26 protein-coding genes and 1 tRNA gene are annotated in these 24,322 nt (G+C 54.0%); 12 read left to right on the forward strand and 15 right to left on the reverse strand.

All coding sequences use genetic code 11. The annotated features are described in order from the left end of the window. Positions 1 to 13 precede the first annotated feature (13 nt). From murJ to rimJ, 4 genes are all read right to left on the reverse strand, one after another. Positions 14 to 1,549 carry a murein biosynthesis integral membrane protein MurJ gene (gene murJ, locus PGR79_RS19045; protein WP_015367200.1) on the reverse strand — a complete coding sequence of 512 codons (1,536 nt, stop codon included), beginning with the start codon at positions 1,547 to 1,549 and terminating at the stop codon, positions 14 to 16. Positions 1,550 to 1,662: 113 nt separating this feature from the next. Further along, on the reverse strand, positions 1,663 to 2,586 hold the full coding sequence (locus PGR79_RS19050; RefSeq protein ID WP_113374202.1) for a Gfo/Idh/MocA family protein: 924 nt from the start codon (positions 2,584 to 2,586) through the stop codon (positions 1,663 to 1,665). A gap of 2 nt (positions 2,587 to 2,588) precedes the next feature. After that, positions 2,589 to 3,236 carry a YceH family protein gene (locus tag PGR79_RS19055; protein WP_042892208.1) on the reverse strand — a complete coding sequence of 216 codons (648 nt, stop codon included), beginning with the start codon at positions 3,234 to 3,236 and terminating at the stop codon, positions 2,589 to 2,591. A 9-nt stretch (positions 3,237 to 3,245) separates the two neighbouring features. Further along, a complete protein-coding gene (rimJ, locus tag PGR79_RS19060) occupies positions 3,246 to 3,830 on the reverse strand; it encodes a ribosomal protein S5-alanine N-acetyltransferase (RefSeq protein ID WP_087858010.1) in 585 nt (194 codons plus the stop codon). A gap of 227 nt (positions 3,831 to 4,057) precedes the next feature. Between rimJ and mdtH the strand changes: the two genes are divergently transcribed. From mdtH to PGR79_RS19095, 7 genes are all read left to right on the forward strand, one after another. Next, positions 4,058 to 5,266, forward strand: a complete 1,209-nt coding sequence (gene mdtH / locus PGR79_RS19065; protein WP_015367204.1) for a multidrug efflux MFS transporter MdtH — start codon at positions 4,058 to 4,060, stop codon at positions 5,264 to 5,266. A gap of 114 nt (positions 5,267 to 5,380) precedes the next feature. Continuing rightward, complete coding sequence (locus tag PGR79_RS19070) at positions 5,381 to 5,941, forward strand: lipoprotein (RefSeq protein WP_087858011.1); 561 nt, start codon at positions 5,381 to 5,383, stop codon at positions 5,939 to 5,941. 130 nt (positions 5,942 to 6,071) lie between these two features. Continuing rightward, positions 6,072 to 7,118, forward strand: a complete 1,047-nt coding sequence (gene pyrC / locus PGR79_RS19075; protein WP_113374203.1) for a dihydroorotase — start codon at positions 6,072 to 6,074, stop codon at positions 7,116 to 7,118. A gap of 73 nt (positions 7,119 to 7,191) precedes the next feature. Continuing rightward, entirely contained in the window at positions 7,192 to 7,437 is a 246-nt protein-coding gene (dinI, locus tag PGR79_RS19080) for a DNA damage-inducible protein I (RefSeq protein WP_087858013.1), read from the forward strand. A 305-nt stretch (positions 7,438 to 7,742) separates the two neighbouring features. Next, positions 7,743 to 7,997, forward strand: a complete 255-nt coding sequence (bssS, locus tag PGR79_RS19085; protein ID WP_045393644.1) for a biofilm formation regulator BssS — start codon at positions 7,743 to 7,745, stop codon at positions 7,995 to 7,997. 124 nt (positions 7,998 to 8,121) lie between these two features. Beyond that, positions 8,122 to 9,240, forward strand: coding sequence for an N-methyl-L-tryptophan oxidase (gene solA / locus PGR79_RS19090; protein ID WP_430922280.1), 1,119 nt, complete (start codon positions 8,122 to 8,124; stop codon positions 9,238 to 9,240). A gap of 58 nt (positions 9,241 to 9,298) precedes the next feature. Continuing rightward, positions 9,299 to 9,412: a YceO family protein gene (locus tag PGR79_RS19095; RefSeq protein ID WP_015367210.1), complete on the forward strand. Its 114-nt coding sequence runs from the start codon at positions 9,299 to 9,301 to the stop codon at positions 9,410 to 9,412. On the opposite strand, the gene PGR79_RS19100 is transcribed toward PGR79_RS19095, so the two are convergent. Continuing rightward, complete coding sequence (locus PGR79_RS19100; protein ID WP_087858015.1) at positions 9,398 to 10,462, reverse strand: rhodanese-related sulfurtransferase; 1,065 nt, start codon at positions 10,460 to 10,462, stop codon at positions 9,398 to 9,400. The two genes, PGR79_RS19095 and PGR79_RS19100, sit on opposite strands and share 15 nt — an antisense overlap. Before the next feature lie 207 nt (positions 10,463 to 10,669). Between PGR79_RS19100 and PGR79_RS19105 the strand changes: the two genes are divergently transcribed. The 3 genes from PGR79_RS19105 (at position 10,670) to PGR79_RS19115 (ending at position 13,493) form a co-directional block, all read left to right on the forward strand. Further along, the gene (locus PGR79_RS19105) at positions 10,670 to 11,590 is read left to right on the forward strand and encodes a Kdo(2)-lipid IV(A) acyltransferase (protein ID WP_087858016.1); all 921 of its coding nucleotides are present in this window, start codon (positions 10,670 to 10,672) and stop codon (positions 11,588 to 11,590) included. A 174-nt stretch (positions 11,591 to 11,764) separates the two neighbouring features. Beyond that, the gene (gene mdtG, locus PGR79_RS19110) at positions 11,765 to 13,015 is read left to right on the forward strand and encodes a multidrug efflux MFS transporter MdtG (protein ID WP_316424534.1); all 1,251 of its coding nucleotides are present in this window, start codon (positions 11,765 to 11,767) and stop codon (positions 13,013 to 13,015) included. Positions 13,016 to 13,106: 91 nt separating this feature from the next. Then, a complete protein-coding gene (locus PGR79_RS19115; RefSeq protein WP_316424533.1) occupies positions 13,107 to 13,493 on the forward strand; it encodes a MysB family protein in 387 nt (128 codons plus the stop codon). Here the strand turns inward: PGR79_RS19115 and PGR79_RS19120 are convergent, their stop codons facing one another. From PGR79_RS19120 to mdoG, 3 genes are all read right to left on the reverse strand, one after another. Further along, positions 13,494 to 13,721, reverse strand: a complete 228-nt coding sequence (locus PGR79_RS19120) for a YceK/YidQ family lipoprotein (RefSeq protein ID WP_087858019.1) — start codon at positions 13,719 to 13,721, stop codon at positions 13,494 to 13,496. It abuts the gene before it with no gap. A 61-nt stretch (positions 13,722 to 13,782) separates the two neighbouring features. Further along, positions 13,783 to 16,311, reverse strand: coding sequence for a glucans biosynthesis glucosyltransferase MdoH (mdoH, locus tag PGR79_RS19125; RefSeq protein ID WP_113374206.1), 2,529 nt, complete (start codon positions 16,309 to 16,311; stop codon positions 13,783 to 13,785). After that, positions 16,304 to 17,857, reverse strand: a complete 1,554-nt coding sequence (gene mdoG / locus PGR79_RS19130; protein ID WP_045393624.1) for a glucans biosynthesis protein MdoG — start codon at positions 17,855 to 17,857, stop codon at positions 16,304 to 16,306. The genes mdoH and mdoG overlap by 8 nt, the downstream gene beginning before the upstream one ends. Positions 17,858 to 18,109: 252 nt before the next feature. Here mdoG and mdoC point away from each other — a divergent pair, with 252 nt between their 5' ends. After that, positions 18,110 to 19,270 (forward strand): glucans biosynthesis protein MdoC, encoded by a 1,161-nt coding sequence (gene mdoC / locus PGR79_RS19135; protein WP_430922282.1) that lies wholly within the window; start codon positions 18,110 to 18,112, stop codon positions 19,268 to 19,270. A 44-nt stretch (positions 19,271 to 19,314) separates the two neighbouring features. Here mdoC and ymdB read toward each other — a convergent pair whose 3' ends face one another. The 7 genes from ymdB to ghrA all read right to left on the reverse strand — a co-directional run bounded on the left by ymdB (position 19,315) and on the right by ghrA (position 23,969). After that, entirely contained in the window at positions 19,315 to 19,839 is a 525-nt protein-coding gene (ymdB, locus tag PGR79_RS19140; protein WP_087858022.1) for an O-acetyl-ADP-ribose deacetylase, read from the reverse strand. Between the two features lie 90 nt (positions 19,840 to 19,929). Next, positions 19,930 to 20,232 (reverse strand): type 1 fimbrial protein, encoded by a 303-nt coding sequence (locus PGR79_RS19145; protein ID WP_087858023.1) that lies wholly within the window; start codon positions 20,230 to 20,232, stop codon positions 19,930 to 19,932. 228 nt (positions 20,233 to 20,460) lie between these two features. Continuing rightward, entirely contained in the window at positions 20,461 to 20,757 is a 297-nt protein-coding gene (locus PGR79_RS19150) for a fimbrial assembly protein (protein ID WP_228302313.1), read from the reverse strand. A gap of 287 nt (positions 20,758 to 21,044) precedes the next feature. After that, entirely contained in the window at positions 21,045 to 21,527 is a 483-nt protein-coding gene (locus tag PGR79_RS19155; protein ID WP_080961886.1) for a DUF1097 domain-containing protein, read from the reverse strand. Between the two features lie 102 nt (positions 21,528 to 21,629). After that, the gene (locus PGR79_RS19160; RefSeq protein WP_087858025.1) at positions 21,630 to 22,184 is read right to left on the reverse strand and encodes a TorD/DmsD family molecular chaperone; all 555 of its coding nucleotides are present in this window, start codon (positions 22,182 to 22,184) and stop codon (positions 21,630 to 21,632) included. Positions 22,185 to 22,207: 23 nt separating this feature from the next. Next, positions 22,208 to 22,945, reverse strand: a complete 738-nt coding sequence (locus PGR79_RS19165) for a phosphatase (RefSeq protein ID WP_015367224.1) — start codon at positions 22,943 to 22,945, stop codon at positions 22,208 to 22,210. Positions 22,946 to 23,030: 85 nt separating this feature from the next. Continuing rightward, on the reverse strand, positions 23,031 to 23,969 hold the full coding sequence (ghrA, locus tag PGR79_RS19170) for a glyoxylate/hydroxypyruvate reductase GhrA (protein WP_430922284.1): 939 nt from the start codon (positions 23,967 to 23,969) through the stop codon (positions 23,031 to 23,033). Positions 23,970 to 24,237: 268 nt separating this feature from the next. On the opposite strand from ghrA, the gene PGR79_RS19175 reads away from it, so the two are divergent. Further along, a tRNA-Ser gene (locus PGR79_RS19175) sits at positions 24,238 to 24,322 on the forward strand.

Genomic DNA, 24,322 nt, shown 5'->3' on the forward strand with positions numbered 1-24,322 from the left:
CGTTACGGTGAATTTAAATCGTGCGGCGGGCAAACTCTTTCAGGCGGAAGCCGAGCAGCAGCAAGGTCGCGAAATAGGCGACAACGCCAGCCACCACCACCACCATCAGACGCATCAGGCGGAACGGCATCGTCCCCTGCGACCATTCCGGCATCAGATACATCACGCCGACGAGCGCTGCGGCCATGACCAGCACCGCGATGACCAGACGCAGCAGGAAGACGAACCAGCCCGGCTGCGGCGTGAAGATTTTCTGCTTACGCAGTTGCCAGTAAAGCAGCGCGGCGTTCAGACAGGCAGCCAGACCAATAGACAGCGACAAGCCGGCATGCTTCAACGGGCCAATAAACGCCAGGTTCATCACCTGGGTCATTATCAGAGTAACAATGGCGATTTTAACCGGCGTCTTGATATCCTGGCGCGAGTAAAAGCCCGGCGCCAGCACCTTCACGACGATAAGCCCCATCAGTCCAACCGAATAAGCCACCAGAGCGCGTTGCGTCATCGCCGCATCGAAAGCGTTAAACTTACCGTACTGGAATAGCGATACCGTCAGCGGTTTGGCGAGAATGCCTAAGGCAACCGCGCTTGGCAAGGCCAGCAGGAAGCACAGACGCAGCCCCCAATCCATCAGTCGGCAGTACTCATCGTGATTGCCGCTGGCGAAACTTTTTGATAACGATGGCAACAGGATGGTGCCCAGCGCCACGCCCAGCACGCCGGAGGGGAACTCCATCAGACGGTCGGCATAATACATCCAGGAGACCGAACCTGAAACCAGGAAGGAGGCGAAAATGGTATTGATAATCAGCGAGATCTGGCTAACAGAGACGCCGAGGATCGCCGGCCCCATCTGCTTAACCACGCGAATCGCCCCGGCATCTTTCAGGTTAACCCGCGGCAGAACCAGCATACCTATTTTTTTCAGATGCGGCAGTTGATACGCCAGTTGCAGGATACCGCCAACCGTGACCGCCCAGGCCATCGCCAGCATTGGCGGATGAAAATAAGGCGCGGCAAACAGGGCAAAACCAATCATGCTGACGTTAAGGAAGGTCGGCGCGAACGCGGGAACCGAGAAGCGGTTCCAGGTGTTAAGGATCGCCCCCACCAGCGACGCCAGCGAGATCAATAAAATGTAGGGGAAGGTGATGCGCAGCAGCTGGGTGGTTAAGGCAAATTTATCCGGCGTATCGGCAAAGCCCGGAGCGGTTACGGTAATCACCCATGGCGCCGCCAGCATCCCCGCCACGGTGACCAGCGCCAGAACCAGCGTCAACAGCCCGGAAACATAGGAGACGAACACCCGCGTCGCGTCTTCGCCCTGCTTACTTTTATATTCAGCGAGAATCGGCACAAACGCCTGAGAAAAGGCGCCTTCGGCAAAAATACGCCGCAAGAGGTTTGGCAGTTTGAAGGCCACAAAAAAGGCGTCGGTCGCCATCCCGGCGCCAAAAATACGCGCGACGATAGCATCGCGGGCGAACCCGAGCACGCGCGAGAACATGGTCATCGAGCTGACTGCCGCTAATGATTTTAATAGATTCATTACTGTCTTATTCCACAACCCATGGAGTAAAACGCCCGCAAAAGCGGGCGCTGGAAAGTGGCGATAGTCTACCGGGTTCGCAATGAATTACTACTGTCAGTTGTTACAACCAGTTATTCGCTCATCGCTTCACGCCAGAGCTTTTCCACGATCCGCTGGGCTAAAAGCGCCTGCTCGCCGGCGGTTTCCGGAACCGTCTGATTTTGCACGCATTCAATGAAGTGCCGTGCGCAGCCGTCGAATCCGCGCTGCTCAAGCGTTGTCTGCCAGCCGGGCGCCGGGCGCTGCAAGATTCCGCTGCCCCGCTCTTCGCGCCACTCGCGCATATCGCTCACCTCATACAGCCCGCCATCGGTTACCGCCTGCACCCACTCACGCTGGCTTCCGGCGCGACGATGCATGCTGGTCGTTATCTGCAGTTGCCCCGCGCTGAAGTGATGCTCGGCGTAGAGCATTTCCCCTTGAGAAGTGGTTTGCAGGATCCCGCCATTCACCCGCGTCTTATCTCCTGCCAGCCACAGTGCGGTATCAACAACATGCAGATAATCATCCAGCAGGGTAAAACGCAGTTCTTTGCCGACGCTATCGCTACGGTGCTTATCCATGCGCAATGACGCCGCATCATTGAGATGCGCTTTCAATTCACGATACAGCGGCGCAAAGCGGCGATTGAATCCCACCATTAACGTTAAACGCCGACGTGCCGCCAGTTCAACCAGTGATTCGGCTTCGCTGAGCTTGTCCGCCAGCGGCTTGTCCACACAAACATGAACGCCTGCATTCAGCAGATGATGAACCACTTCATAATGTGAAGCGGTTGATGTATGAACAAATACCGCGTCACATTGCGCCGCCAGCGCATCCAGAGACTCGGCATAAGGCAGACGCCAGGTTTCGCAGATGCGTAACGCTTTCTCTTTCCCCGGCGACCAGGCGGCCTGCAGCGTCCAGCCATCAGCGGCGCCAAGCACCGGCAGCCATGCCTTTTGTGCAATGCCGCCAAGCCCCACCACGCCAACACGTAATTTCGCCGTCACGGTTACTCTCCTAAATGAGCCAGCAGGGAATCAAGGCGTATTTTGAGCTCAGCGACTTCACTTTCCAGCGCCTCAACGCGCGCCTGCAAATCGTCATTCGGCGGAGACACGGCTTCCACGACGGTAATGAGCGAATCCATGTCATCACAAAACAGGTGCATATAGCGGCTTTCGCGTTTACCCGGCTCGCGCGGAAGGCGCGCGACGTAAGGACCGTCTTCACGACTGGCCAAATTGTCGAGCGTGCTTTCCACCTCGGCCATATCGCGGAATTCATACATCCGCTGCGCGCGGCTGCGCAGCTCGCCTGGCGTTTGCGCGCCGCGCAGCAGCAGCGTCGTGACGATGGCGACTTCCGCCGCCGTTAATTTGAGGTCGCCAAATTCGGAATTGCAGAAGCGCTGTTCATATTTGGTTACCCGGTTGCCAAAACCGCTTACCGTACGCAGGTAGTGGCGTTTAACCAGCTCATCCAGCAAATCCTGGACATCGCTTTCCGCCAGCGACATCACCGGCTCGCGGTTGGTTTTCTGGTTACAGGCGGTAACCACCGCATTCACTGATAGCGGATACTGTTCCGGCGTGGTTACCTGCTTCTCCAGCAGGCAACCAATGATGCGCGCTTCATGCGCGGTTAGCTGATATTTCATGTTGTCTCCTTAGCGCCCTGGGGTCCAGTCAGTGGCCGTTAACGCCGTCAATACGTGATCTCGCCATTGTCCATCAATGAGGAGGTAGTCCTTTGCGTAACCCTCTTTTTCGAATCCGAGCCGGGCGAGCAGATCGCCGCTGCGTTTGTTATGCGGCATATAGTTGGCCATGATGCGGTGGACATGCTGCGTACGTTGCATATAGCGAATCGCCGCGGTCAGCGCTTCAAACATCAGCCCCTGCCCTTGCCACTTTTCACCAATGGAATAGCCGAGATAGCAGGCATGAAATGAACCACGCACCACGTTTGAGAAATTCGCTACGCCAATAATCTCTTTCTCATCAGGATCGAGTAGCGCGAAATAAAATGCCGAACCCTGTTTGTGAAACTCCGTAATCATCGATAACCGCGCCTGCCAGCCGGAGGGATAACAGTGGCTTTCATCGCGCACCGGCTCCCAGGGTTTCAGGAACCCTTTATTTTCCGCGTAGTAATCGGCCAGACGCCAGGCGTCACGATCGTGAACCAGCCGCACCACCAGCCGGTCCGTCGTCAAACGCACCTTGGGTACGTTACTGCGATAGCCAAACATTCCTCACTCCTGTTCCCTGCCCCAAACTGATATCTTTCACTATACCTTCCCTGAGTGAAGGTGGGAAAACAGCAACATACCATTTTCTGCACCACCTCCGTTTTTCGATGAATAGCCTCAATCGATCTTGCTTTTTGATAAAAAAATATTGTCGCCAGTATGCTGGGAAAATAACCGCCGCCACCGCAGAATATCTAAGCTTATCTTTCTTTTTCCCTGGAGGGGAAATGTCCCGCGTATCGCAGGCAAGGAGCCTGGGTAAATATTTCCTGTTGGTCGATAACATGCTGGTTGTGCTCGGCTTTTTTGTCGTATTCCCCCTGATATCGATCCGTTTTGTCGACCAAATGGGCTGGGCGGCGCTGATGGTCGGTATTGCCCTCGGTCTACGTCAACTGGTGCAACAAGGTTTAGGCATCTTCGGTGGCGCGATTGCCGACCGTTTCGGCGCCAAACCGATGATTGTCACCGGGATGCTGATGCGCGCCGGCGGTTTCGCGGCGATGGCCGTCGCCCATGAGCCCTGGGTGCTCTGGCTTTCATGCATTTTGTCCGGTCTCGGCGGCACCCTGTTCGACCCGCCACGAGCGGCGCTGGTGGTCAAACTGGTGCGCCCGCATCAACGTGGTCGCTTCTTCTCTATCCTGATGATGCAGGATAGCGCCGGCGCGGTCATCGGCGCTCTGCTGGGCAGTTGGCTCTTACAGTACGATTTCCGTCTGGTGTGCAGCGCAGGGGCAGCGCTCTTCATTGCCTGTGCCGCGTTTAACGCCTGGTATCTGCCGGCATGGAAACTCTCGACGGTCAAAACGCCAATCCGCGAAGGACTGGGGCTGGTGTTACGCGATAAGCGCTTTGTCACTTATGTGCTGACCCTGACCGGTTACTACATGCTGGCCGTGCAGGTGATGCTCATGCTGCCGATTATGGTTAACGATATTGCAGGCTCTCCGGCGGCGGTGAAATGGATGTATGCCATTGAAGCGACAATTTCCTTGACGCTGCTGTACCCCATCGCCCGCTGGAGCGAGAAACGTTTTCGCCTCGAGCATCGTCTGATGGCGGGTTTGCTGGTGATGACGGCGGCGATGCTGCCGATTGGCTTAACCAGCACACTGCAGCAGCTGTTTACCCTAATCTGTATCTTTTATATCGGCTCAATCATTGCCGAACCCGCGCGCGAAACGCTGGGCGCGTCACTGGCCGATGCCCGCGCTCGCGGCAGCTATATGGGTTTCAGCCGCCTTGGCCTGGCTTTCGGCGGCGCGCTGGGGTACGCCGGCGGCGGCTGGCTGTTTGACGCCGGTAAAGTGCTCAATCAGCCCGAACTGCCGTGGCTGATGCTGGGCATTATCGGCTTTGCGACATTCATTGCGCTGTGGTGGCAGTTCAGCCAAAAACGATCGGCTTCCGGCATGCTGGAACCGCGCACCTGACGCTCGGCCAAAGTGGTAATCCTTTTTTTCAGCATTTTCCGCTAGTACAAGCGGGGCTAGCAGACCATGCTGCTTTGTGTCAGGATTAGCTATGGCATGACGTTAAGGAACCCAATGAAAAAGATGTTGATCGCGGCCGCGCTGATTGTCGGCGGCCTTCTGAGCGGATGTAACCAGCTTACGCAATACTCCGTTAGCGAGCAGGAGATTAACCAGGCGCTGCAGAAACGTAATCACTTCGCCAAAGATATCGGCCTGCCTGGCGTAGCGGATGCGCATATTGAACTGCAAAACCTGACCAGCGCCATCGGTCGTGAAGAGCCGAATAAAGTGGCGCTGAGCGGAACCGCTAATCTGGATCTGAATTCGCTGTTTGGCAATCAGAAAGCGACCATCGACCTGAAGCTCAAAGCGCTGCCGGTGTTCAATAAAGAGCAAGGCGCGATTTATCTGCGTGAAATGGAAGTCGTCGATGCGAAAGTTAAGCCGGAAAAGCTCACCTCCGTGGTACAGACGCTGATCCCTTATCTGAATCAGTCGCTGCGCAGCTATTTCAACCAGCAACCGGCCTACGTTCTGCGTGAAGATGCCAGCACCGGCGAAGCCTTAGCGAAGAAATACGCTAAAGGCATCGAAGTGAAACCGGGCGAGATCATCATCCCCTTCACTGACTAAACGATAAGGGCGCTGAATATGGCGCCCTTAATTTTTTACGGAAATGAGTGCAAAGGAAAACGTTTACGCTTATCCTTAGTGCCCGGCAAAAAACAGCCCTGATGACTGAACCAATTAGCCGGAGCCTTCCATGACAGCACAACCCCAGGTATTGAAAATCCGCCGCCCTGACGACTGGCATATTCATTTACGCGATGATGATATGTTGAAAACCGTCGTGCCTTACACCAGTGAGTTTTATGGCCGGGCGATCGTGATGCCGAATCTGGTACCGCCGGTAACGACCGTCGCTGCTGCCATTGCTTACCGCCAGCGCATCATCGATGCAATTCCCGCCGGGCATGATTTCACGCCGCTGATGACCTGCTACCTGACCGACACGCTCGACCCGGACGAACTGGAGCGCGGTTTCCATGAAGGCGTGTTCACCGCAGCCAAGCTCTACCCGGCAAACGCCACTACCAATTCCAGTCACGGCGTAACCAGCACCGATGCCATCATGCCGGTACTGGAACGGATGGAAAAACTGGGCATGCCGCTACTGGTGCACGGCGAAGTTACCCATGCTGATATCGATATCTTCGATCGCGAAGCGCGCTTTATCGAGACGGTGATGGAACCGCTGCGCAAACGGCTGCCGGGGTTAAAAGTGGTCTTCGAACATATCACCACCAAAGATGCTGCTGAATACGTGCGCGACGGCAACGAACTGCTGGCCGCAACCATCACGCCGCAGCATCTGATGTTTAACCGCAATCATATGCTGGTTGGCGGTATTCGTCCGCATCTATACTGCCTGCCGATCCTCAAGCGAAACGTCCACCAGCAGGCGCTGCGTGAACTGGTCGCCAGCGGGTTCAGCCGCGCCTTCCTCGGCACAGACTCCGCCCCACACGCGCGCCACCGTAAAGAGGCCAGCTGCGGCTGTGCGGGCTGTTTCAATGCCCCCACCGCGCTCGGCAGCTACGCCACCGTCTTTGAAGAGATGAATGCGCTGGAGCATTTTGAGGCTTTCTGCTCGCTGAATGGCCCGCGTTTCTACGGCCTGCCGGTGAATGAAAGCTACGTTGAACTGGTACGTGAAGAGAGCACCGTTGCCGAAAGTATCGCTCTTCCAGGCGATACGTTGGTGCCGTTCCTGGCCGGTGAAACCGTGCGTTGGACGATGAAAAAATAAAGTTTTTTGCCCCCTGTTGTAAATGCGCAAGCATTACTGTATAAATAAACAGTATATTACCCAGGGGGCCATTATGCGCATCGAAGTGTCAATTGCCAAAACCACAGCCTTACCCAGCGGCGCGCTGGAAGCGCTGAATAACGAACTCGCTAAGCGTATCGCTCAACATTATCCGGAACGAGAAAACCAGGTCACGGTACGTTACGCCGCCGGCAATAATTTGTCCGTCATCGGTGGTTTGAAAGAAGACAAAGACCGGATTAGCGAAATCCTGCAGGAAACCTGGGAAAGCGCCGACGATTGGTTTATCCACGACTAAGCCTCCGGGTTTGCTTACGCAAAATCAATTTGCTCCCTCATTGTGCTTTTTTTTTGCCGGGTCGCCCCGGCTTTTTTATCTCCGCTTATAACTAAGACTTTCCTTAATATCCTGATAAATTCCTTAAAAAATAATGAGACCCAGGACGAAACTCGCGCAAAAAACCGCCAATCAGAGCAAAATTTGTCTCTAATTATTTATTTTCTCGAGTTTGTACTTAACTGCTGATATAATTAACGTGCTTCAGAAAACAAGCATTAAACCTCGAGAATTGTTGTCTTTTAACATATGAATAAGGGGTTATGATGGAAAAGAATAATGAAGTCATCCAGACCCATCCCCTCGTCGGATGGGACATCAGCACCGTTGATAGCTACGATGCGCTGATGTTGCGCCTGCACTACCAAAACCCCACGCAAGAAAGCAATAAAGAAGCAGAAATTGGCCAGACGCTATGGCTAACGACGGATGTCGCACGTCAGTTTATTTCTATTCTGGAAGCAGGAATAGCGAAGATAGAATCTGGCGATTACCAGGAAAATGAGTATCGCAGACATTAGCATCACCGATGATGTCTAAATATTCACTGAACAGGCACCTGCGGGTGCCTGAATTATTTTTCGCGCTTGTACATCCGGCTGATGTTAATTACCCTGCTAATAAAACAATAACCCGGAACTCACCATGCAATACGACCTCATCATTATCGGTAGTGGCTCCGTTGGCGCTGCCGCCGGCTATTACGCCCGTCGCGCCGGTCTGAATGTCCTGATGACCGATGCCCACAAACCGCCGCACCAGGAAGGCAGCCACCATGGCAGTACGCGGCTGATCCGTCACGCCTATGGCGAGGGCGAAAGATACGTGCCGTTGGTGCTACGCGCCCAGCAGCTATGGGACGAATTTGCGCAAAGTAGCGGCGAGGCCGTATTCGAAAAAACCGGAGTTATTAACCTTGGCCCCGCGAGCTCCGATTTTCTCAATAACGTGGCTCACAGCGCGCGTCAGTTCGAGCTTAACGTGGAAGAGTTGGATGCTGAGGCGGTCATGAAACGTTGGCCGGAGATTCGTATTCCGCAAGATTACCGGGCTATTTTTGAACCGGCTTCCGGCGTGTTACGCAGCGAGCTGGCGGTAGAAACCTGGATTCGCCTGGCGCGCGAAGCGGGCTGCGCCCAACTGTTCAACTGCCCGGTTACCGCAATTCACCATCACACCGACGGCGTGACCATTGATACCGCCGATGGTAGCTACAGCGGCAAAAAACTGCTGATCAGCGCCGGAACCTGGGTAACAAAATTATTGCCGGAACTGCCCATTCAACCGGTACGTAAAGTCTTCGCCTGGTTCCAGGCCGATGGTCGCTATAGCGCGAAAAATAACTTCCCGGCTTTCACCGGCGAGCTGCCGAATGGCGATCAGTATTATGGCTTCCCGGCGGAAGACAACGAATTGAAGATCGGCAAGCATAATGGCGGCCAGCTGATTTCCGAGCCGGGCGAGCGGAAACCGTTTGGCGCTGTCGCCAGCGATGGCTCTGAGTCGTTCAACTTCCTGCGCAATGTACTGCCCGGAATCGGCGGCTGCCTGCACGGCGCCTCCTGTACTTACGATAATACGGCAGATGAAGATTTCATCATTGATACCCTTCCCGGTCACGACAATACATTACTCATTACCGGTTTAAGCGGTCACGGTTTCAAGTTTGCGCCGGTACTTGGCGAAATTGCGACGCAATTTGCGCAAGGTGAAACGACGGAGTTTGATCTGACTCCCTTCTCGCTGGCGCGATTTTCACAATAATAGCCAGCTATAAAACAAAACGGCCTCGATTGAGGCCGTTTCATCTCAGAGAGCGTGTATGCGTCGCCTGTACCACTGGTTAGTCAACAACGTACGCGAGCACTTTATGATTTATCTCGCGCTGTGGCTGCTGCTAGCAGTAATCGACCTCATCTGGTTATGGTTTTACTGACGGGTCGGGATCCGGGATACCTAGTTTGGTATTAAGACGGCCGCGGGATTTATTAAAAATCTTATTGCCATTTTCTCGCCCCGCCCGCAATTTGCGCTGCTCCTCTTCCGGCAGTTTATGCTCTTCCATACAGGCTTCGCTGCAGCAACCGGCAAATTTCTCGGCACAAGCCGGGCACTGAATAAACAGCAAATGGCAGCCGTCGTTGAGGCAATTGGTGTGGCTGTCGCACGGTGCGCCGCATTGATGGCAGTGGGCAATCACATCATCAGAAATACGCTCGCCCATTCTTTCGTCAAAAACAAAGTTCTTACCGATAAAGCGTACCGGCAATCCCTGTTCACGGGCGCGGCGCGCGTACTCGATAATCCCGCCTTCAATGTGCCACACCTTATTGAAACCGCTATGTTTCATCCAGGCGCTAGCTTTCTCACAGCGAATGCCGCCGGTACAGTACATGACAATCTTCTTGTCTTTGTACTCCTGCATCATCTCAACCGCTTTCGGCAATTGATCGCGGAAGGTATCCGCCGGAATTTCCATCGCGTTCTCGAAGTGACCGACTTCGTATTCATAATGGTTGCGCATATCGATGAATACCGCGTCCGGATCGTCCAGCATCGCGTTCACTTCCGCCGCTTTCAGGTACTCGCCCACGTCAGAGGGATCAAAAGTCGGGTCATCAATACCGTCGGCCACAATACGGTCGCGAACCTTGAGGCGCAGGACCCAGAAGGATTTACCGTCATCATCCAGCGCGATATTCAGACGTAACCCTTTCAGCGCCGGGTCAAAACCATCGAGAAACTCACGTAACGCCGCGACCTTGCTTTCCGGCACGCTGATCTGCGCATTGATACCTTCATGGGCCAGATAGATGCGGCCAAAGACATTCAGCTTAGTCAGCGCCAGCCACAGGGCGTCGCGGGTCGCTTTCGGGTCAACGATAGTGAAATATTTATAGAACGAGATCGTCGTGCGCGGCTCGGTTTCAGCCAGCATCTGCGCCTTTAACGTCTCATTTGAAATGCGGTTGTGTAACACTGGCATGGTGTACCTGCTCGACATAGGAAATGAGTAAAATAAACGGCGGGCATCATATAGCAAACACCGTTAATTTACATCCCTACATTTTACGCTACATTTCAGCCACGCAATTTTCAGCCGTTAACAATCTGCTTCAGCAGGAGACTGCTTTTGGCGGCAGCGCAAAAAAATGCGATAATAGAACGCGTTGTTAAATCAGACAGGTATGAAATGACCCATTTACCGAAATTTTCCGCCGCGCTGCTCCATCCGCGCTACTGGCTGCTTTGGCTGGGCATAGGCCTGTTGTGGTTAGTTGTCCAACTCCCTTATCCGGTTATCTACCGTCTCGGTAATGCCATTGGTCGCCTGGCAATGCGTTTTATGAAACGCCGCGCAAAAATCGCTTATCGCAATCTTGAGCTCTGCTTTCCTGAGAAGAGCGAGCAAGAGCGTCATCAGCTGGTAGTACAAAACTTTGAGTCCGTCGGCATGGGCCTGATGGAAACCGGGATGGCATGGTTCTGGCCAACCCGACGCATTGCGCGCTGGACAGACACCATCGGCTTCCAATATGTCCGCGACGTGCAGGCACAACAGCGCGGCATTCTGTTGATTGGTATTCATTTCCTGACGCTGGAAATGGGCGCGCGCATGTTCGGCATGAACGAGCCCGGTATCGGCGTCTATCGCCCGAATGACAATCCGGTTATCGACTGGCTGCAGACCTGGGGCCGCCTGCGTTCCAACAAAGATATGATTGACCGTAAAGATCTCAAAGGCATGATCCGCGCGCTGAAAAAAGGCGAAGTGGTCTGGTACGCCCCGGATCACGACTACGGCCCGACCGCCAGCGTCTTCGCGCCGCTGTTCGCCGTCGACCAGGCCGCCACCACTTCGGGTACCTGGATGCTGGCGAAAATGTCCAAAGCCTGCATTGTGCCATTTGTTCCGCGCCGCAAACCAAACGGCAAAGGCTATGAGCTCATCATGCTGCCGCCGGAGTGCGATCCGCCGTTGGATAACGCGGAGACCACCGCCGCATGGATGAACAAAATCGTCGAACAATGCATCATGATGGCGCCAGAGCAATATATGTGGCTGCATCGTCGCTTTAAGACGCGTCCGGAAGGCGTGCCTTCACGCTACTGATTGACTCATTATCCGGGTGGTCCCCTGCCCGGATATATTTTTACCGCCGATCCTTTTTAATACTCCTTTAGCTTTAAAAGCTACACTCCATTGCGACAACCATTTCTCAGGCGCATAATTAGCAGGCTCATATTTTCCTTTATTTTGACCCGCGCCGCGGGCCAGTGAGACCTTATGTCGTCTGCTGATACGCCTATTAACTGGAAACGAAATCTTACCGTCACCTGGCTTGGCTGCTTTTTAACCGGCGCCGCCTTTAGCCTCGTGATGCCTTTTTTGCCACTCTATGTCGAACAGTTGGGTGTGACCGGCCATAGCGCGCTGAATATGTGGTCAGGGTTGGTGTTTAGCATTACCTTCCTGTTTTCCGCCGTTGCCTCGCCGTTCTGGGGCGGATTAGCAGACCGTAAAGGGCGTAAGATTATGCTGCTGCGTTCAGCGCTGGGGATGGCCATCGTCATGATGCTGATGGGCATGGCGCAAAACATTTGGCAATTCCTGATCCTGCGTGCGCTGCTGGGTTTACTGGGCGGTTTTATCCCCAATGCCAATGCGCTGATCGCAACCCAGATCCCGCGTCAGAAAAGCGGCTGGGCGCTAGGAACGCTTTCAACCGGCGCGGTAAGCGGCGCCCTCCTTGGCCCGCTGGCGGGCGGTTTCCTTGCCGACCACTGGGGATTGCGCACCGTCTTCTTCATGACCGCCACGGTGCTGTTTATCTGCTTCCTGTTCACCCTATTTTTGATTCGCGAAAACTTTGTTCCGGTGAACAAAAAAGAGATGCTCAATGCCAGGGACGTTTTCGGTTCGCTCAAGAACCCTAAACTGGTGCTCAGCTTGTTCGTGACCTCATTGATTATCCAGGTGGCGACGGGTTCCATTGCGCCGATCCTGACGCTCTACGTGCGCGACCTGGCGGGTAACGTCAGCAATATCGCCTTTATTAGCGGTATGATTGCCTCCGTACCCGGCATTGCCGCCCTGCTGAGCGCGCCACGTTTAGGCAAGCTCGGCGATCGTATTGGGCCGGAAAAGATCCTGATCGTTGCCCTGGTTATTTCCGTGCTGCTGCTGGTCCCAATGTCATTCGTTCAGACGCCGCTGCAGCTAGGCATTCTGCGCTTTTTGCTCGGCGCCGCCGACGGCGCGCTATTACCCGCCGTACAAACTCTGCTGGTGTACAACTCCACCAGCCAGATATCGGGGCGTATCTTCAGCTATAACCAGTCGTTTCGCGATATTGGCAACGTCACCGGGCCGTTAATCGGCGCCTCGGTCTCGGCTAACTACGGCTTCCGCGCCGTGTTCCTCGTCACCGCCTGCGTCGTCCTGTTTAACGCTTTTTACTCGACCATCAGTCTACGTCGCCCACGGCATAACGCTTCAGCGGATGACGGAGGCCCGGGTAAACGTTCGGTAAATTAAGCGCTTCAGCGCTTCTCTGCCTTGACGCCAGGCTAACCGCCTTCTATAGATTGAAACGTGTTCCTTTTTCATTCTTCTTAGGGGGTTAGCTATGTCAACGGAATCAGTTTTCTACGCCACGCTCGAAGAGGCAATCGACGCCGCCCGGGAAGAGTTTTTGGCCGATAATCCCGATAGCGATGAAGAAACTGCCGATATTGAACAGTTCAATATGCAGAAGTACGTACTCCAGGACGGTGATATCGCCTGGCGGGCTGAATTCTTCGCCAGCGAAGATGAAGAAGGCGAGTGTCTCCCCATGCTCAGTGGTGAAGCGGCGCAAAGCGTATTTGACGGTGATTTTGACGAAATCGAGCTACGCCAGGAGTGGGTGGAAGAAAATACGCTACACGAATGGGATGAAGGCGAGTTTCAGCTGGAGCCTTCCCTGGATACCGAAGAGGGGCAGACCGCAGCCGATGAGTGGGACGAGCGTTAATTACTCATAGGGACCATGGCTGGCGTCTAACGGCAGCAACAGCGTATCAAATACCAGCGAGAATGGCAGATCGAGAATGGTCAGATAGCGCCAGCCTGAATCGCGAACATCCCACTGTACGCCGGGGTAATATTGGTTGCCATGGCCCTGCCCCGGTACCGTACGGCTAATAATGCTGCCGCAGCCGCTGAGTACCAGCGTCATGGCGATAAGCACAAATATTCTCATTCACTTCCTCTCAGGCAAAAAAATACCGGCACAATTGCCGGTATTTTCCTTAACGTACGGCTTACTTCGTTTTCAACGCCAGCGGGTTCAGCGTGAGTTTCTGATACTCTCCCACCCAGGAAGAATATTTCTCCGGGGAGTTCCACACGCGGTAGTGCAGACGCGACATCGTTACTGGATCGCTTAACAGAACCAGACGACGATCGCGGTTAAGTTTATCAGGCGTTTCATTCAGCGCCTGCTCAACGTGGCGTTCACGGGCAATATCCAGAATACGACCGTGGCGATGACGCGCCGTTGCCATTGCCGTCGCCAGGGCGTTGAACGATGGGTTAAACACCGCATGCATAAAGCCATCGCCCAGCGAACGCTGACGGTTCAGAGTCAGGTAAGCATCGGTATCTTTCAGTACCTGCGGCGGCGAATACTCTTCCGGGATCAGGAACAATTTCCAGCGTTTAGTACGCAGACCTACCGTCGCGCGGCTGGAAATCGCCGAGACAAATGGAGAGAGAATTAGCGACACGACGATAGGCGCCAGCCAGAACAGGAAACGCAGATCCAGCCACGCCATACCAACCGCCCAAACCAGACCCAGCAGCAGCTGCGAGCCGTGACGCATAAAGGCCTCGCCCCAGGGCGTTGAGTCATCATCGCGCTGCGGTGAATTCCACACCACCTCCCAACCGAGAAACGCGCTGACCACGAACACGGTGTGGAACAGCATGCGCACCGGCGCCAGCAGCACCGAGAACAGCACCTCCAGCAGCAGGGAAAGCGTCACGCGGAAGAAGCCGCCGTACTCTTTCGGCCCCTTGCACCACACCAGAATGATACTCAGCAGTTTCGGCAGGAACAGCAGTACCATGGTCGAGGCAAACAGCGCGATAGCCAGTTCTGGACGCCACTGCGGCCATACCGGGAACAGCTGGCGCGGTTGCAGGAAGTATTGCGGCTCGGTCAGGGCGTGCACGACCTGCAGCGCCGTCGACAACGCGAGGAACATAAACCACAGCGGCGCCGACAGATAAGACATGACGCCGGTCAGGAACACCGCACGGTGTACCGGGTGCATCCCTTTCACCAGAAACAGGCGGAAGTTCATCAGATTACCCTGACACCAGCGACGGTCGCGCTTCAGCTCATCCAGCAGGTTCGGCGGCAGCTCTTCATAGGAGCCCGGCAGATCGTAGGCGATCCATACGCCCCAACCCGCACGACGCATCAGCGCGGCTTCCACGAAGTCATGCGACAGAATCGAACCGGCAAAGTTACCCTCGCCCGGCAGCGGCGCCAGCGCACAGTGTTCGATGAACGGCTTCACGCGGATAATGGCGTTGTGACCCCAGTAGTGCGATTCACCCAACTGCCAGAAGTGCAGCCCGGCGGTAAACAGCGGGCCGTACACGCGGGTGGCGAACTGCTGGCAGCGCGCATAAAGGGTATCCATACCGGAGGCGCGCGGCGAAGACTGGATGATCCCGGCATTCGGATTCGCTTCCATCAGGCGCACCAGCCCGCTCAGGCACTCGCCGGTCATCACTGAGTCAGCGTCGAGCACCACCATGTAACTATACTGGCTACCCCAGCGACGGCAGAAATCATCGATGTTGCCGCTTTTACGTTTCACGCGACGGCGACGGCGACGATAGAAGATCTGGCCTTCACCCTGCACTTCGGCAATCAACTCCATCCACGCTTTTTGCTCGGCAACGCAAATATCCGGGTCGTAGCTGTCGCTTAGCACGTAAACGTCAAAATGCGCAGCGTTACCCGTCGCTTTCACCGATTCCCAGGTGGCGCGCAGGCCGGCAAACACGCGGTCAACATCTTCGTTGCAGATTGGCATAATAAGCGCCGTCCGGTGTTCCGGGTTCAGCGGCTCGTCACCAACGGTGGATGCCGAAATACTGTATTTATCACGCCCGATCAGCAGTTGCAGGAAGCCCATCAGCGCGGTCCAGAAACCGGCCGAGACCCAGCAGAAAAGTACCGCGAAGAGGATCAGGATACCGGTCTGCAACACGTACGGCAGTAGCTGCATGAAGGAGACCCATAGATCCTGGCCAACCATATCGGATGGATTGATCAACGCCCATCCCTGATAAGGGAGGATGGTCTTCATATACCACGTGGCCACTACCGTTTGCGCCAGCGTCAGCAGCAGCAAAATATAGCGGCGAATGGTGCCGACGGTACGCCATTTCTGTTCGCTTTCGCGCTCTTCCTGCGTGAGACGAGAGAGATAGCGCGGAGTCACATCACGGCCACGCAGACGATCCCAGAAGCGGCCTACCGGGTTGGTACGCCACGGGTCGGGGATCATCGAGGAACGTTTCGCTTTCGGCATCGCATGAAGCTGAGTGCGTCCTTCATCATCTTTCACCAGCTGATCGCCGGCCAGAGAGTCCGGCCAGCTATGCTCCAGCCGCGCTTTTACCGATCCTAATGGGGAATCTTCATCGCGCGAAAAATGATGATGCTCTGCGTCAAGCGCTTCATGTACGGCTTGCAGGCTCGTATCAGGTAATGCGGCTTTTTCTGCATCCGACAGCGGCAATGCGTCGATATAATTCGTTATCTTATTCATTGGCAGGCAGCTGATAGCTCCAGGTTTCGCTTAGCGTCTGATCGCCATTGACCAGCGCCGCACGCATTTCCGTGGTTTTCTTCGGATCTTTCACTTTCACGCGCAGGGTCATACGCCAACCCTTGATAACCGGATTATAGCGGACCGAGTTTTCCACGATTTCGGCGTTATCGCCGATGCTCGCCTGCGCCGTTACCGGGGTATCCGCCGCCATTTTTTTCATGTCAGCGCCGGTGAAATCAACGATGAAAGCGATGGTGCCATCTGGCTGGCGAATGAGATTAGACTGCTTCACATCACCGGTTGAGCGGCGAGTCTGCACCACATAAGCGCTGTCTGGCGCATGCAGTTTGTCTTCATCGCGGCTGAAGGTAATAGAGTACTTGAAGTTCATCTCTTTGCCTGGTTCCGGCAGCTGATCCGGGGTCCAGTAGGTGACGATATTATCGTTGGTTTCATCGTTGGTCGGGATTTCAACCAATTCGACTTTACCCTTACCCCAGTCGCCTTTCGGAGTGATCCACGCGCTCGGGCGCTGGTCGTAACGATCGTCGAGATCTTCAAAGCGGGAGAACTGGCGGCCACGCTGCAGCAGGCCAAACCCTTGCGGGTTCTCCATCGCATAACTACTGACGGCCAGATGTTTCGGGTTATTCAGCGGACGCCAGATCCACTCGCCGTTACCGGCAAGAATCGACAGACCGTTGGAGTCATGTAATTCCGGACGATAGTTGGTGGTCGGCGACGGTTGGTTCGGCCCAAACAGGAACATACTGGTCAACGGCGCCACGCCAAGCTTGCCGACTTTGTCGCGCAGATAAACCTTCGACTGCACATCAACCACGGTGTCGCGCCCGGGCATAATCACAAAGCGATAGGCGCCGGTCGCACGCGGGGAATCCAGCAGCGCGTAGATAGTTAAGCGCTTATCGGTCGCTTTCGGACGCTCAATCCAGAACTCGCGGAAGCGAGGGAACTCTTCGCCGGACGGCAGCGCGGTATCGATAGCCAGGCCGCGGGCGGAAAGCCCATAGACCTGACCCTGGCCCAGAACGCGGAAGTAGCTGGCCCCGAGCATGCTGACGATTTCGTCATTCTTGTCTTTGCTATTGATCGGATACAGTACTTTAAAACCGGCGAAACCAAGGTCTTTCACCGTGTCTTTATCGTGCTGAACATTGCCAAAATTAAAATAATCCGGGCTATATTTAATTTTACGTACGCTGGTGCTGGTCACTTCATTAATAGTAACCGGCGTGTCGAAATACATGCCCTGGTGGTAAAATTCCAGCTTGAATGGGGTTTTCAGATTATTCCAGTAGGCTTTATCGTGATTGAACTGGATTTGCTGGTAATCCGCGTATTTCATATCGCGGAAGGCGGAGGGCAGGTTACTTTTTGGCGCTTCATAGCCTTTCCCGGCTAACGTTTTCGCCTGTTTTGCTACGTCATCAATGCTGAATGCCCATGCAGATGAAGTACACAGGGACAACATTACGGCTGCGCTTAACCAACGCATTTTCATCATCTGTGGTTTATGTTTCATAGTAAGTAAGCACTTCCCCCTTTGTGTGCTTAAATCGATCCGATCTATTTTAATGGAAACTCAGGCAATCCGACAACATAATCCCTGCATTGTTCAGCTTAGCGGACCAGGGAATAAACAGTTCTCTGTCCCATATTGCACTTTGCGTACTTATCCTGGAGACAGATACCCTGAGTTCATGTAGGGTTGCTGGCAATGTAACCGTTATCGCCCTGAGTGATAAGACGAATTGTCTGAGATTGTTGTGAATTTATGAATAAAACACCAGTAGAACGTGAATATTTCTTCGACAGTATCCGCGCCTGGCTGATGCTGTTGGGGATCCCGTTTCACATCTCACTTATCTACTCCAGCCACAGCTGGCATGTGAATAGCCTGGAGCCCTCCTGGGGGCTAACGCTGTTCAACGATTTTATCCATGCCTTCCGTATGCAGGTCTTCTTTGTTATTTCCGGCTATTTCTCATACATGCTCTTTCTCCGCTATCCGCTGAAGAAATGGTGGAAAGTGCGTGTAGAGCGAGTTGGCATCCCGATGCTCACCGCGATCCCGCTGCTCACCCTGCCGCAGTTTCTGATGCTGCAATACGTCAATGGTAAAGCCCAGGACTGGCATACGCTCTCCGGCTATGACAAATTCAACACCCTGGCCTGGGAGCTTATCTCCCATCTGTGGTTTTTGCTGGTGCTTGTGGTGCTGACCACCGCCGGGGTAGTGCTGTTTAAGTGGCTGGCCAATCGGCGAAAAACGCAGACCGTCAGCTTCGGTGACACCGTCACACTCAGTCAATTATCGCTTATTTTTCTGGGACTTGGCATATTGTATGCGGTGATCCGTCGCACCATTTTTATCGTATACCCGCCGATTCTCAGCAACGGACTGTTTAACTTTATCGTTATGCAGACCCTGTTTTATCTGCCGTTCTTCATTCTCGGCGCGCAGACGTTCATCAATCCGCGGCTAAAAGCGATGTTCACCACCTCGTCACCCTGGTGTTTTGTTGGCGCACTGCTGGGCTTTATCGCCTATCGTCTTAACCAGCAGTATGGTTCTGGCGATGGCTGGATGTATGAAACCGAATCGGTGATTACGATGGTGCTGGGGCTGTGGATGGTAAACGTGGTGTTCTCACTGGGCCACCGCCTGCTTAACTTCCAGTCCGCTCGGGTGACTTACTTCGTCAACGCTTCGCTGTTTATCTACCTGGTGCACCATCCGCTCACCCTGCTGTATGGGGCATGGATTACGCCGATAATAAAATCGAACCTGTTAGGTTTTATCACCGGACTGGTATTTGTGGTGGGGATTGCGCTGATATTGTACGAAATCCATCTTCGTATTCCGCTGCTGCGCTTCCTGTTCTCAGGTAAACCGCAACAAAAACCGGCGAAAGCGCCGGTGTCGGTTAACTAAAATCTGCAACCGACAGCGCGCCCGCGCGCTGTCGGTATCACGATTCATTCTGCCTGTAATAATCGCTGATAAATTTCCGCCGTTTCTTTATCAAAACAGACGAAATAGACCCGTTCCAGCGGATTATATCGGGTGAGGAAAGCATTCACCGTTTTTACCGCAATTTCCGCCGCCGCCTGTTTCGGATAGCCATATACGCCGGTGCTGATAGCCGGAAAAGCAATAGAACGATAATTATTGGCTGCCGCCAGCAACAGACTATTGCGATAGGCATCCGCCAGTAATTCAGCTTCCTGCTCGCCGCCGCCGTGCCAGACGGGGCCGACCGCATGGATCACTGCGCTGGCCGGTAAATTACCGGCGCTGGTGATAACCGCATGCCCGGGCGGACATTCGCCCTGCTGCTGACGGACTATTTTGCAGGCGGCCAGTAATTCCGGACCCGCAGCCCGATGAATGGCGCCATCAACGCCACCGCCGCCCAGTAACGATGGGTTGGCCGCATTGACAATAACATCTACCTGCAACGTCGTAATATCGCCGAGAACCACTTCAGGTTGAACAACCATTTCCCCCTCCTGTCGGCAAACGTCTTCATACCTAGCGTGATGTCTACTATGGCATGATAGCCCCCAAGGCGGAAGCCTGAGGGCCAGTATTTAGCGATAATTCACTTCGAGGATAGCGCGGGTATGTTGCGGATCAATATACTTTAATTGTGCCGAATGGACGGCGTCATTGCTGTAATTCCCCGTCGTCAGCACCTGCGGCGAAACCATATGGGTACGCAGCCGAGGACAGGCCATTTCAATCTTATCACCCACACTATTGGCTTCGCAGGAGGGGTCAACGACCTGCCCGTAAATGGCGACAACGCCGCCGGTCGGCGCGGCATTCACTGAGCCAAATAAGCATGACAACATCAGACATGGCACCGCTAAGGCGTGGATTTTTTTTATCACGGCAGACTCCTCTGTATGAATAGCAAAGAAGCAACAGGCCATCCCTGAGCGCACTGCGCCGCCAGACTACGGCAAGGCAATGATTGCGTTATAAAACACAAATATATTACTTTTTGTTTTCTTTTTGATAACAAAACCGATTCATCTTGATTTTGCTACAAAAAATCTGCGTGGGAATATCAGGTGAGAGACGGGAAAACCCCTGCGGGTCCGGCAGGGGCTGTACTGTTAACGATAATTCACTTCGAGGATAGCGTTAGTGTGCTGAGGATTAATGTAGGTTAATTGCGTAGATTTGATATTGGCATGTTGCAGATCCCCTCGGGCCACCTGCTGAGCAGAAAAAGTAACTGACTTCTGCTTAGCGCAGGCCATCGAGACCTGATCTTCTGAAGAACGAATTTGACAAGGCGGTTCGACAACGCCGCCGTGGAAACGAATCACGCCGCTTGCGGCGCTAGAGGTAGTCGAAAAAGTCAATAAAGCGGGAAGGAAACAAACTGTAGCAAGTAGTACGCCAGTCATTTTTTTCACGGCAAAACCCCTCTGCGTAACGGTCAAAAAAACCTTACAAATCATCCATGAGCGCAGTTGAATACAAGCAACTACATACAAAATCAGTATATATATGAAGTACCTGTTGATACTTTTTTCTCTTCGTTTTTGCAAACGGTATCAAATTATTATGGTTTGTTTGCTCAAAATGTCTGCATTAAGAGGAAAAAACAATCGAAGAGGGGTTGATGCGAAAAGGCTTTCATGTAGTGCGTGACGGGAAGCTTGCTCCCGTCATCGAGGAAATGTGAAGAAAATCAGACGTGATCGTTAGCCAAAGATTTATTCTTTGCCGCTCGCGCTGCCAGCCACAGCCCGCTATTTTTCATGGCATAGCCAAAGACCAATCCCAGCGCCAGAGACGGCACGACAATGCGCCAGTCGCCGCTCGCGGCAAACGTCGCGCAGGCGCCGATAAAGGTTCCGGGAACAAAAGAGAGCAGCAGCTGGCGCGCCTGAATGCACATCAGGAAAGCGACTATTCCGGTCATCACATAGCTGAGGATTTCCAGCTGCGGCGCCAACGCGCTACCGTAAATAATCACCAGCGCCCATATCACGCCGCTCATGACCGTGCAGGCGGAAATCAACAGCCCTTTCAGACCGCCCTGTGGGCACGCGAAATAGGCCGTACAGCCGAGGAATCCGGCCCAGCTCAGCAGGCCAAGTGAGACCGCCACCCATCCCCAAATGCCGGAGAGAATGCCCGTCGTGAGTGCGATTGCGAAGAGTATGTTCATGCCGCGTATCATAGCAGATACGCGGCAACCAAATGCGATCCAGAACACACAATATGAATGCATGAGTTTGCTGTTTCACATCAAAAGTGACCCATGTCACATTTATTCGTCGTTTTCTTCCTGCAGTTCATCCCACATCGCGGAAATCGCTTCACGCGTTAATAGCGCCATGGTGCGCCAGAATGCGGTTTGCGCATGCGCTTCCACTTTTCCAAGGAAGGTGCCGCACCACGGCAATAGATAATCGGCAAACAACGTTTCCAGCGTTTCGCTTTCGTCATCCGAGGCATGATCTTCAAGCCAGGATGCGGCTAGCAGTAAGGATCCGATATGATCGGTCGGGCCTTCGCCAGTGGGAATACCGTGTTGAGTAAGAAAACCGCGGACTTCCGCTTCAGTGGCCCCTTCAACCCACGCGCTACGATAAGGTGAAACCGCACATTCGTCACCGACGAACAGGGCGTTGTAATCAGCGGTTAAGGGCTGGGTATCACAACTCTTCTGCAGACGCTCCAGTAATTCATCCTGTTCCAGCGGCCAGCTGGCGGCCAGCTTGCCATCGCGAATCAGCGTGAACAGCGGCACCAACAGCGGATCCTGCGGCTGACGATAGTACAGCGAGCCCAGCACGCGACAGAGGATTGAAAATTCATTCATACAATATGTTCCAGTGGTTCAAATTAAAGGTCTGCAAATTCCGCAATCGCCGGCATTCCGCGTGATTCGAGGAAATTCAATAGTCGACGCGGACTGACGTTGAGGATCCGCTCTTCCGGGAAATTCACCGCGTCAAGGATTTTGCGGCATTCGGTAAATTCGCCAAGGGTAAAGGCGGTATGCGAGTCCGAACCCAGCGCCACCCAACCACCCGCATCACGCACTGCGGCGGCGATCGCCCGGCAATTATCCTCACTACCAATACGCGATGAGAGGAATGAGGAATTATTAATTTCCAGCGCCACATGATGCTTTGCCGCCGCTTCGGCTACCGCTGGAATATCGATTGGGAACTTCGGATTACCAGGATGGCTAATCATGTGGACGGCGCCACTGGCAATCGCGGCAATCATCGCTTCAGTATGAGTGGCTTTATCCTGGGGCGGGAATACTGGCTCATGAAATCCAGCAATGATCAGATCCAGCGAAGTCAGCATTGGCCCGGTACAGTCAATTTCACCTTGGGTATTTTTGATATTCGCTTCAATACCGCGCAGAATGCCGACGCCATCAACCAGACGCGGCCAGATACGCATATTGACGAAATGCCAGTAGTGCGGGGCATCTGCCATATCCGGGCCGTGATCGGTTATCGCAAATAGTTTAATGCCTTTACGTTTGGCCTCGGCAATATAGTCATGCAGGGTACTGTAGGCGTGGGTGCTGGCGACGGTATGCATGTGCAGGTCAACAGGATACATCACAATCTCCTCCTCTATTTGTGGCAAGAATAGCAGGAATCAGGAGTCATGATCAGTAAAAACCCCGCCGTAGCGGGGTTATCGATTAGTAGCCGCGCTGGCGGTCGACCTGCCCGCTGACCGTTTCACCCCGCTCCAGGTGGCTAATGGTGCTGGCGATATAGGCAATTGCTTCCTGCGGACGGGTAACGGCGGCAATATGCGGCGTCATGGCCACGCGCGGATGCGCCCACAGCGGACTCTCTTTCGGCAACGGTTCGCGGCTAAAGACATCCAGCATCGCCCCTTTCAGTTTGCCGCTATTAAGCGCCGCCAGTAAATCCGGCTCGACGATATGCACGCCGCGGGCGAGATTCAGAACATAGCTGTTATCCGGAAGTTGAGAAAGTAAGGTTTCATTAATGATGCCGACGGTTTCGGCCGTATTGGGCAACAGGTTTATCAGCACGCGGGTTTCTTGTAGAAACGCGCCCAGTTCTTCGTGACCGGCAAAACTCTCAACCTGCGGCCAGGATTTGTGGCTACGGCTCCAGCAGCGCAGCGGGAAACCCCAGCGCAACAGGCTTTCCGCGACTTTGCCGCCCAACACCCCTGCCCCCATGATACCAATAGTGAAATCCTCGCGACGATATTCCGGCAACGGCTGCCAGCGGGATTCCTGCTTCAGCGCCTGATAATCATCAAAGCGGCGGAACCAGTGCAGCACCTGGCTTACCGCATATTCCTGCATCTGCAGGCCCATGCCGGTATCTTCGAGGCGGAACAGCGGAATCGAAAGCGGCAGCATTTCCGGATGTTCCCGCAGCTTGCTAAGAATGGAATCCACGCCTGCGCCGAGGGCAAAAACCGCTTTCAATTCGCGGCCTTGCAGCATTTCTACCGGTGGATGCCAGACCAGCGCATAGTCGGCTGGTTGATTGTCGCCAGGTTTCCACTCACGAACGCGCGCTCCCGGCAGATGTTTTTCCAGTTCTGCTATCCAGTATGGGGTATCGAACGTTGGGTGGTAAAAAATAATCTCCATAATGACTCCTGATTACTGACGCGTGAGTAGGTTGAGGTTTGCGTCGTGTTTTACTCTTTGTTTTGTATTGGTTTGCCAGCATAACAAATTCCGCATCGCTATCGAGCAATAAAGAGAATGGCGACAAAAAAAACGATTACCGCGCGTTTAAGAAGCAAGTTGTTTGAAGTTTGGCTAAACGCATCTTTTTTTAAAAAAGTTGATTGACGGGAGATACGTATTTCCCTACATTAGCGCCCGTTCCCAGCAACAACGGGAAAGACAATATGGTGAGGTGTCCGAGTGGCTGAAGGAGCACGCCTGGAAAGTGTGTATACGGCAACGTATCGGGGGTTCGAATCCCCCCCTCACCG

Source organism: Klebsiella sp. 141161 (assembly GCF_050600815.1).
GTDB lineage: Bacteria > Pseudomonadota > Gammaproteobacteria > Enterobacterales > Enterobacteriaceae > Klebsiella > Klebsiella aerogenes.

Excerpts from the sequence above, each read along its gene's own strand:
- murJ (WP_015367200.1), bottom strand. The coding sequence starts at position 1,549 with ATGAATCTATTAAAATCATTAGCGGCAGTCAGCTCGATGACCATGTTC.
- PGR79_RS19055 (WP_042892208.1), bottom strand. The coding sequence starts at position 3,236 with ATGAAATATCAGCTAACCGCGCATGAAGCGCGCATCATTGGTTGCCTG.
- rimJ (WP_087858010.1), bottom strand. The coding sequence starts at position 3,830 with ATGTTTGGCTATCGCAGTAACGTACCCAAGGTGCGTTTGACGACGGAC.
- mdtH (WP_015367204.1), top strand. The coding sequence starts at position 4,058 with ATGTCCCGCGTATCGCAGGCAAGGAGCCTGGGTAAATATTTCCTGTTG.
- PGR79_RS19070 (WP_087858011.1), top strand. The coding sequence starts at position 5,381 with ATGAAAAAGATGTTGATCGCGGCCGCGCTGATTGTCGGCGGCCTTCTG.
- pyrC (WP_113374203.1), top strand. The coding sequence starts at position 6,072 with ATGACAGCACAACCCCAGGTATTGAAAATCCGCCGCCCTGACGACTGG.
- dinI (WP_087858013.1), top strand. The coding sequence starts at position 7,192 with ATGCGCATCGAAGTGTCAATTGCCAAAACCACAGCCTTACCCAGCGGC.
- bssS (WP_045393644.1), top strand. The coding sequence starts at position 7,743 with ATGGAAAAGAATAATGAAGTCATCCAGACCCATCCCCTCGTCGGATGG.
- solA (WP_430922280.1), top strand. The coding sequence starts at position 8,122 with ATGCAATACGACCTCATCATTATCGGTAGTGGCTCCGTTGGCGCTGCC.
- PGR79_RS19095 (WP_015367210.1), top strand. The coding sequence starts at position 9,299 with ATGCGTCGCCTGTACCACTGGTTAGTCAACAACGTACGCGAGCACTTT.
- PGR79_RS19100 (WP_087858015.1), bottom strand. The coding sequence starts at position 10,462 with ATGCCAGTGTTACACAACCGCATTTCAAATGAGACGTTAAAGGCGCAG.
- PGR79_RS19105 (WP_087858016.1), top strand. The coding sequence starts at position 10,670 with ATGACCCATTTACCGAAATTTTCCGCCGCGCTGCTCCATCCGCGCTAC.
- mdtG (WP_316424534.1), top strand. The coding sequence starts at position 11,765 with ATGTCGTCTGCTGATACGCCTATTAACTGGAAACGAAATCTTACCGTC.
- PGR79_RS19115 (WP_316424533.1), top strand. The coding sequence starts at position 13,107 with ATGTCAACGGAATCAGTTTTCTACGCCACGCTCGAAGAGGCAATCGAC.
- PGR79_RS19120 (WP_087858019.1), bottom strand. The coding sequence starts at position 13,721 with ATGAGAATATTTGTGCTTATCGCCATGACGCTGGTACTCAGCGGCTGC.
- mdoH (WP_113374206.1), bottom strand. The coding sequence starts at position 16,311 with ATGAATAAGATAACGAATTATATCGACGCATTGCCGCTGTCGGATGCA.
- mdoG (WP_045393624.1), bottom strand. The coding sequence starts at position 17,857 with ATGAAACATAAACCACAGATGATGAAAATGCGTTGGTTAAGCGCAGCC.
- mdoC (WP_430922282.1), top strand. The coding sequence starts at position 18,110 with ATGAATAAAACACCAGTAGAACGTGAATATTTCTTCGACAGTATCCGC.
- ymdB (WP_087858022.1), bottom strand. The coding sequence starts at position 19,839 with ATGGTTGTTCAACCTGAAGTGGTTCTCGGCGATATTACGACGTTGCAG.
- PGR79_RS19150 (WP_228302313.1), bottom strand. The coding sequence starts at position 20,757 with ATGACTGGCGTACTACTTGCTACAGTTTGTTTCCTTCCCGCTTTATTG.
- PGR79_RS19155 (WP_080961886.1), bottom strand. The coding sequence starts at position 21,527 with ATGAACATACTCTTCGCAATCGCACTCACGACGGGCATTCTCTCCGGC.
- PGR79_RS19160 (WP_087858025.1), bottom strand. The coding sequence starts at position 22,184 with ATGAATGAATTTTCAATCCTCTGTCGCGTGCTGGGCTCGCTGTACTAT.
- PGR79_RS19165 (WP_015367224.1), bottom strand. The coding sequence starts at position 22,945 with ATGTATCCTGTTGACCTGCACATGCATACCGTCGCCAGCACCCACGCC.
- ghrA (WP_430922284.1), bottom strand. The coding sequence starts at position 23,969 with ATGGAGATTATTTTTTACCACCCAACGTTCGATACCCCATACTGGATA.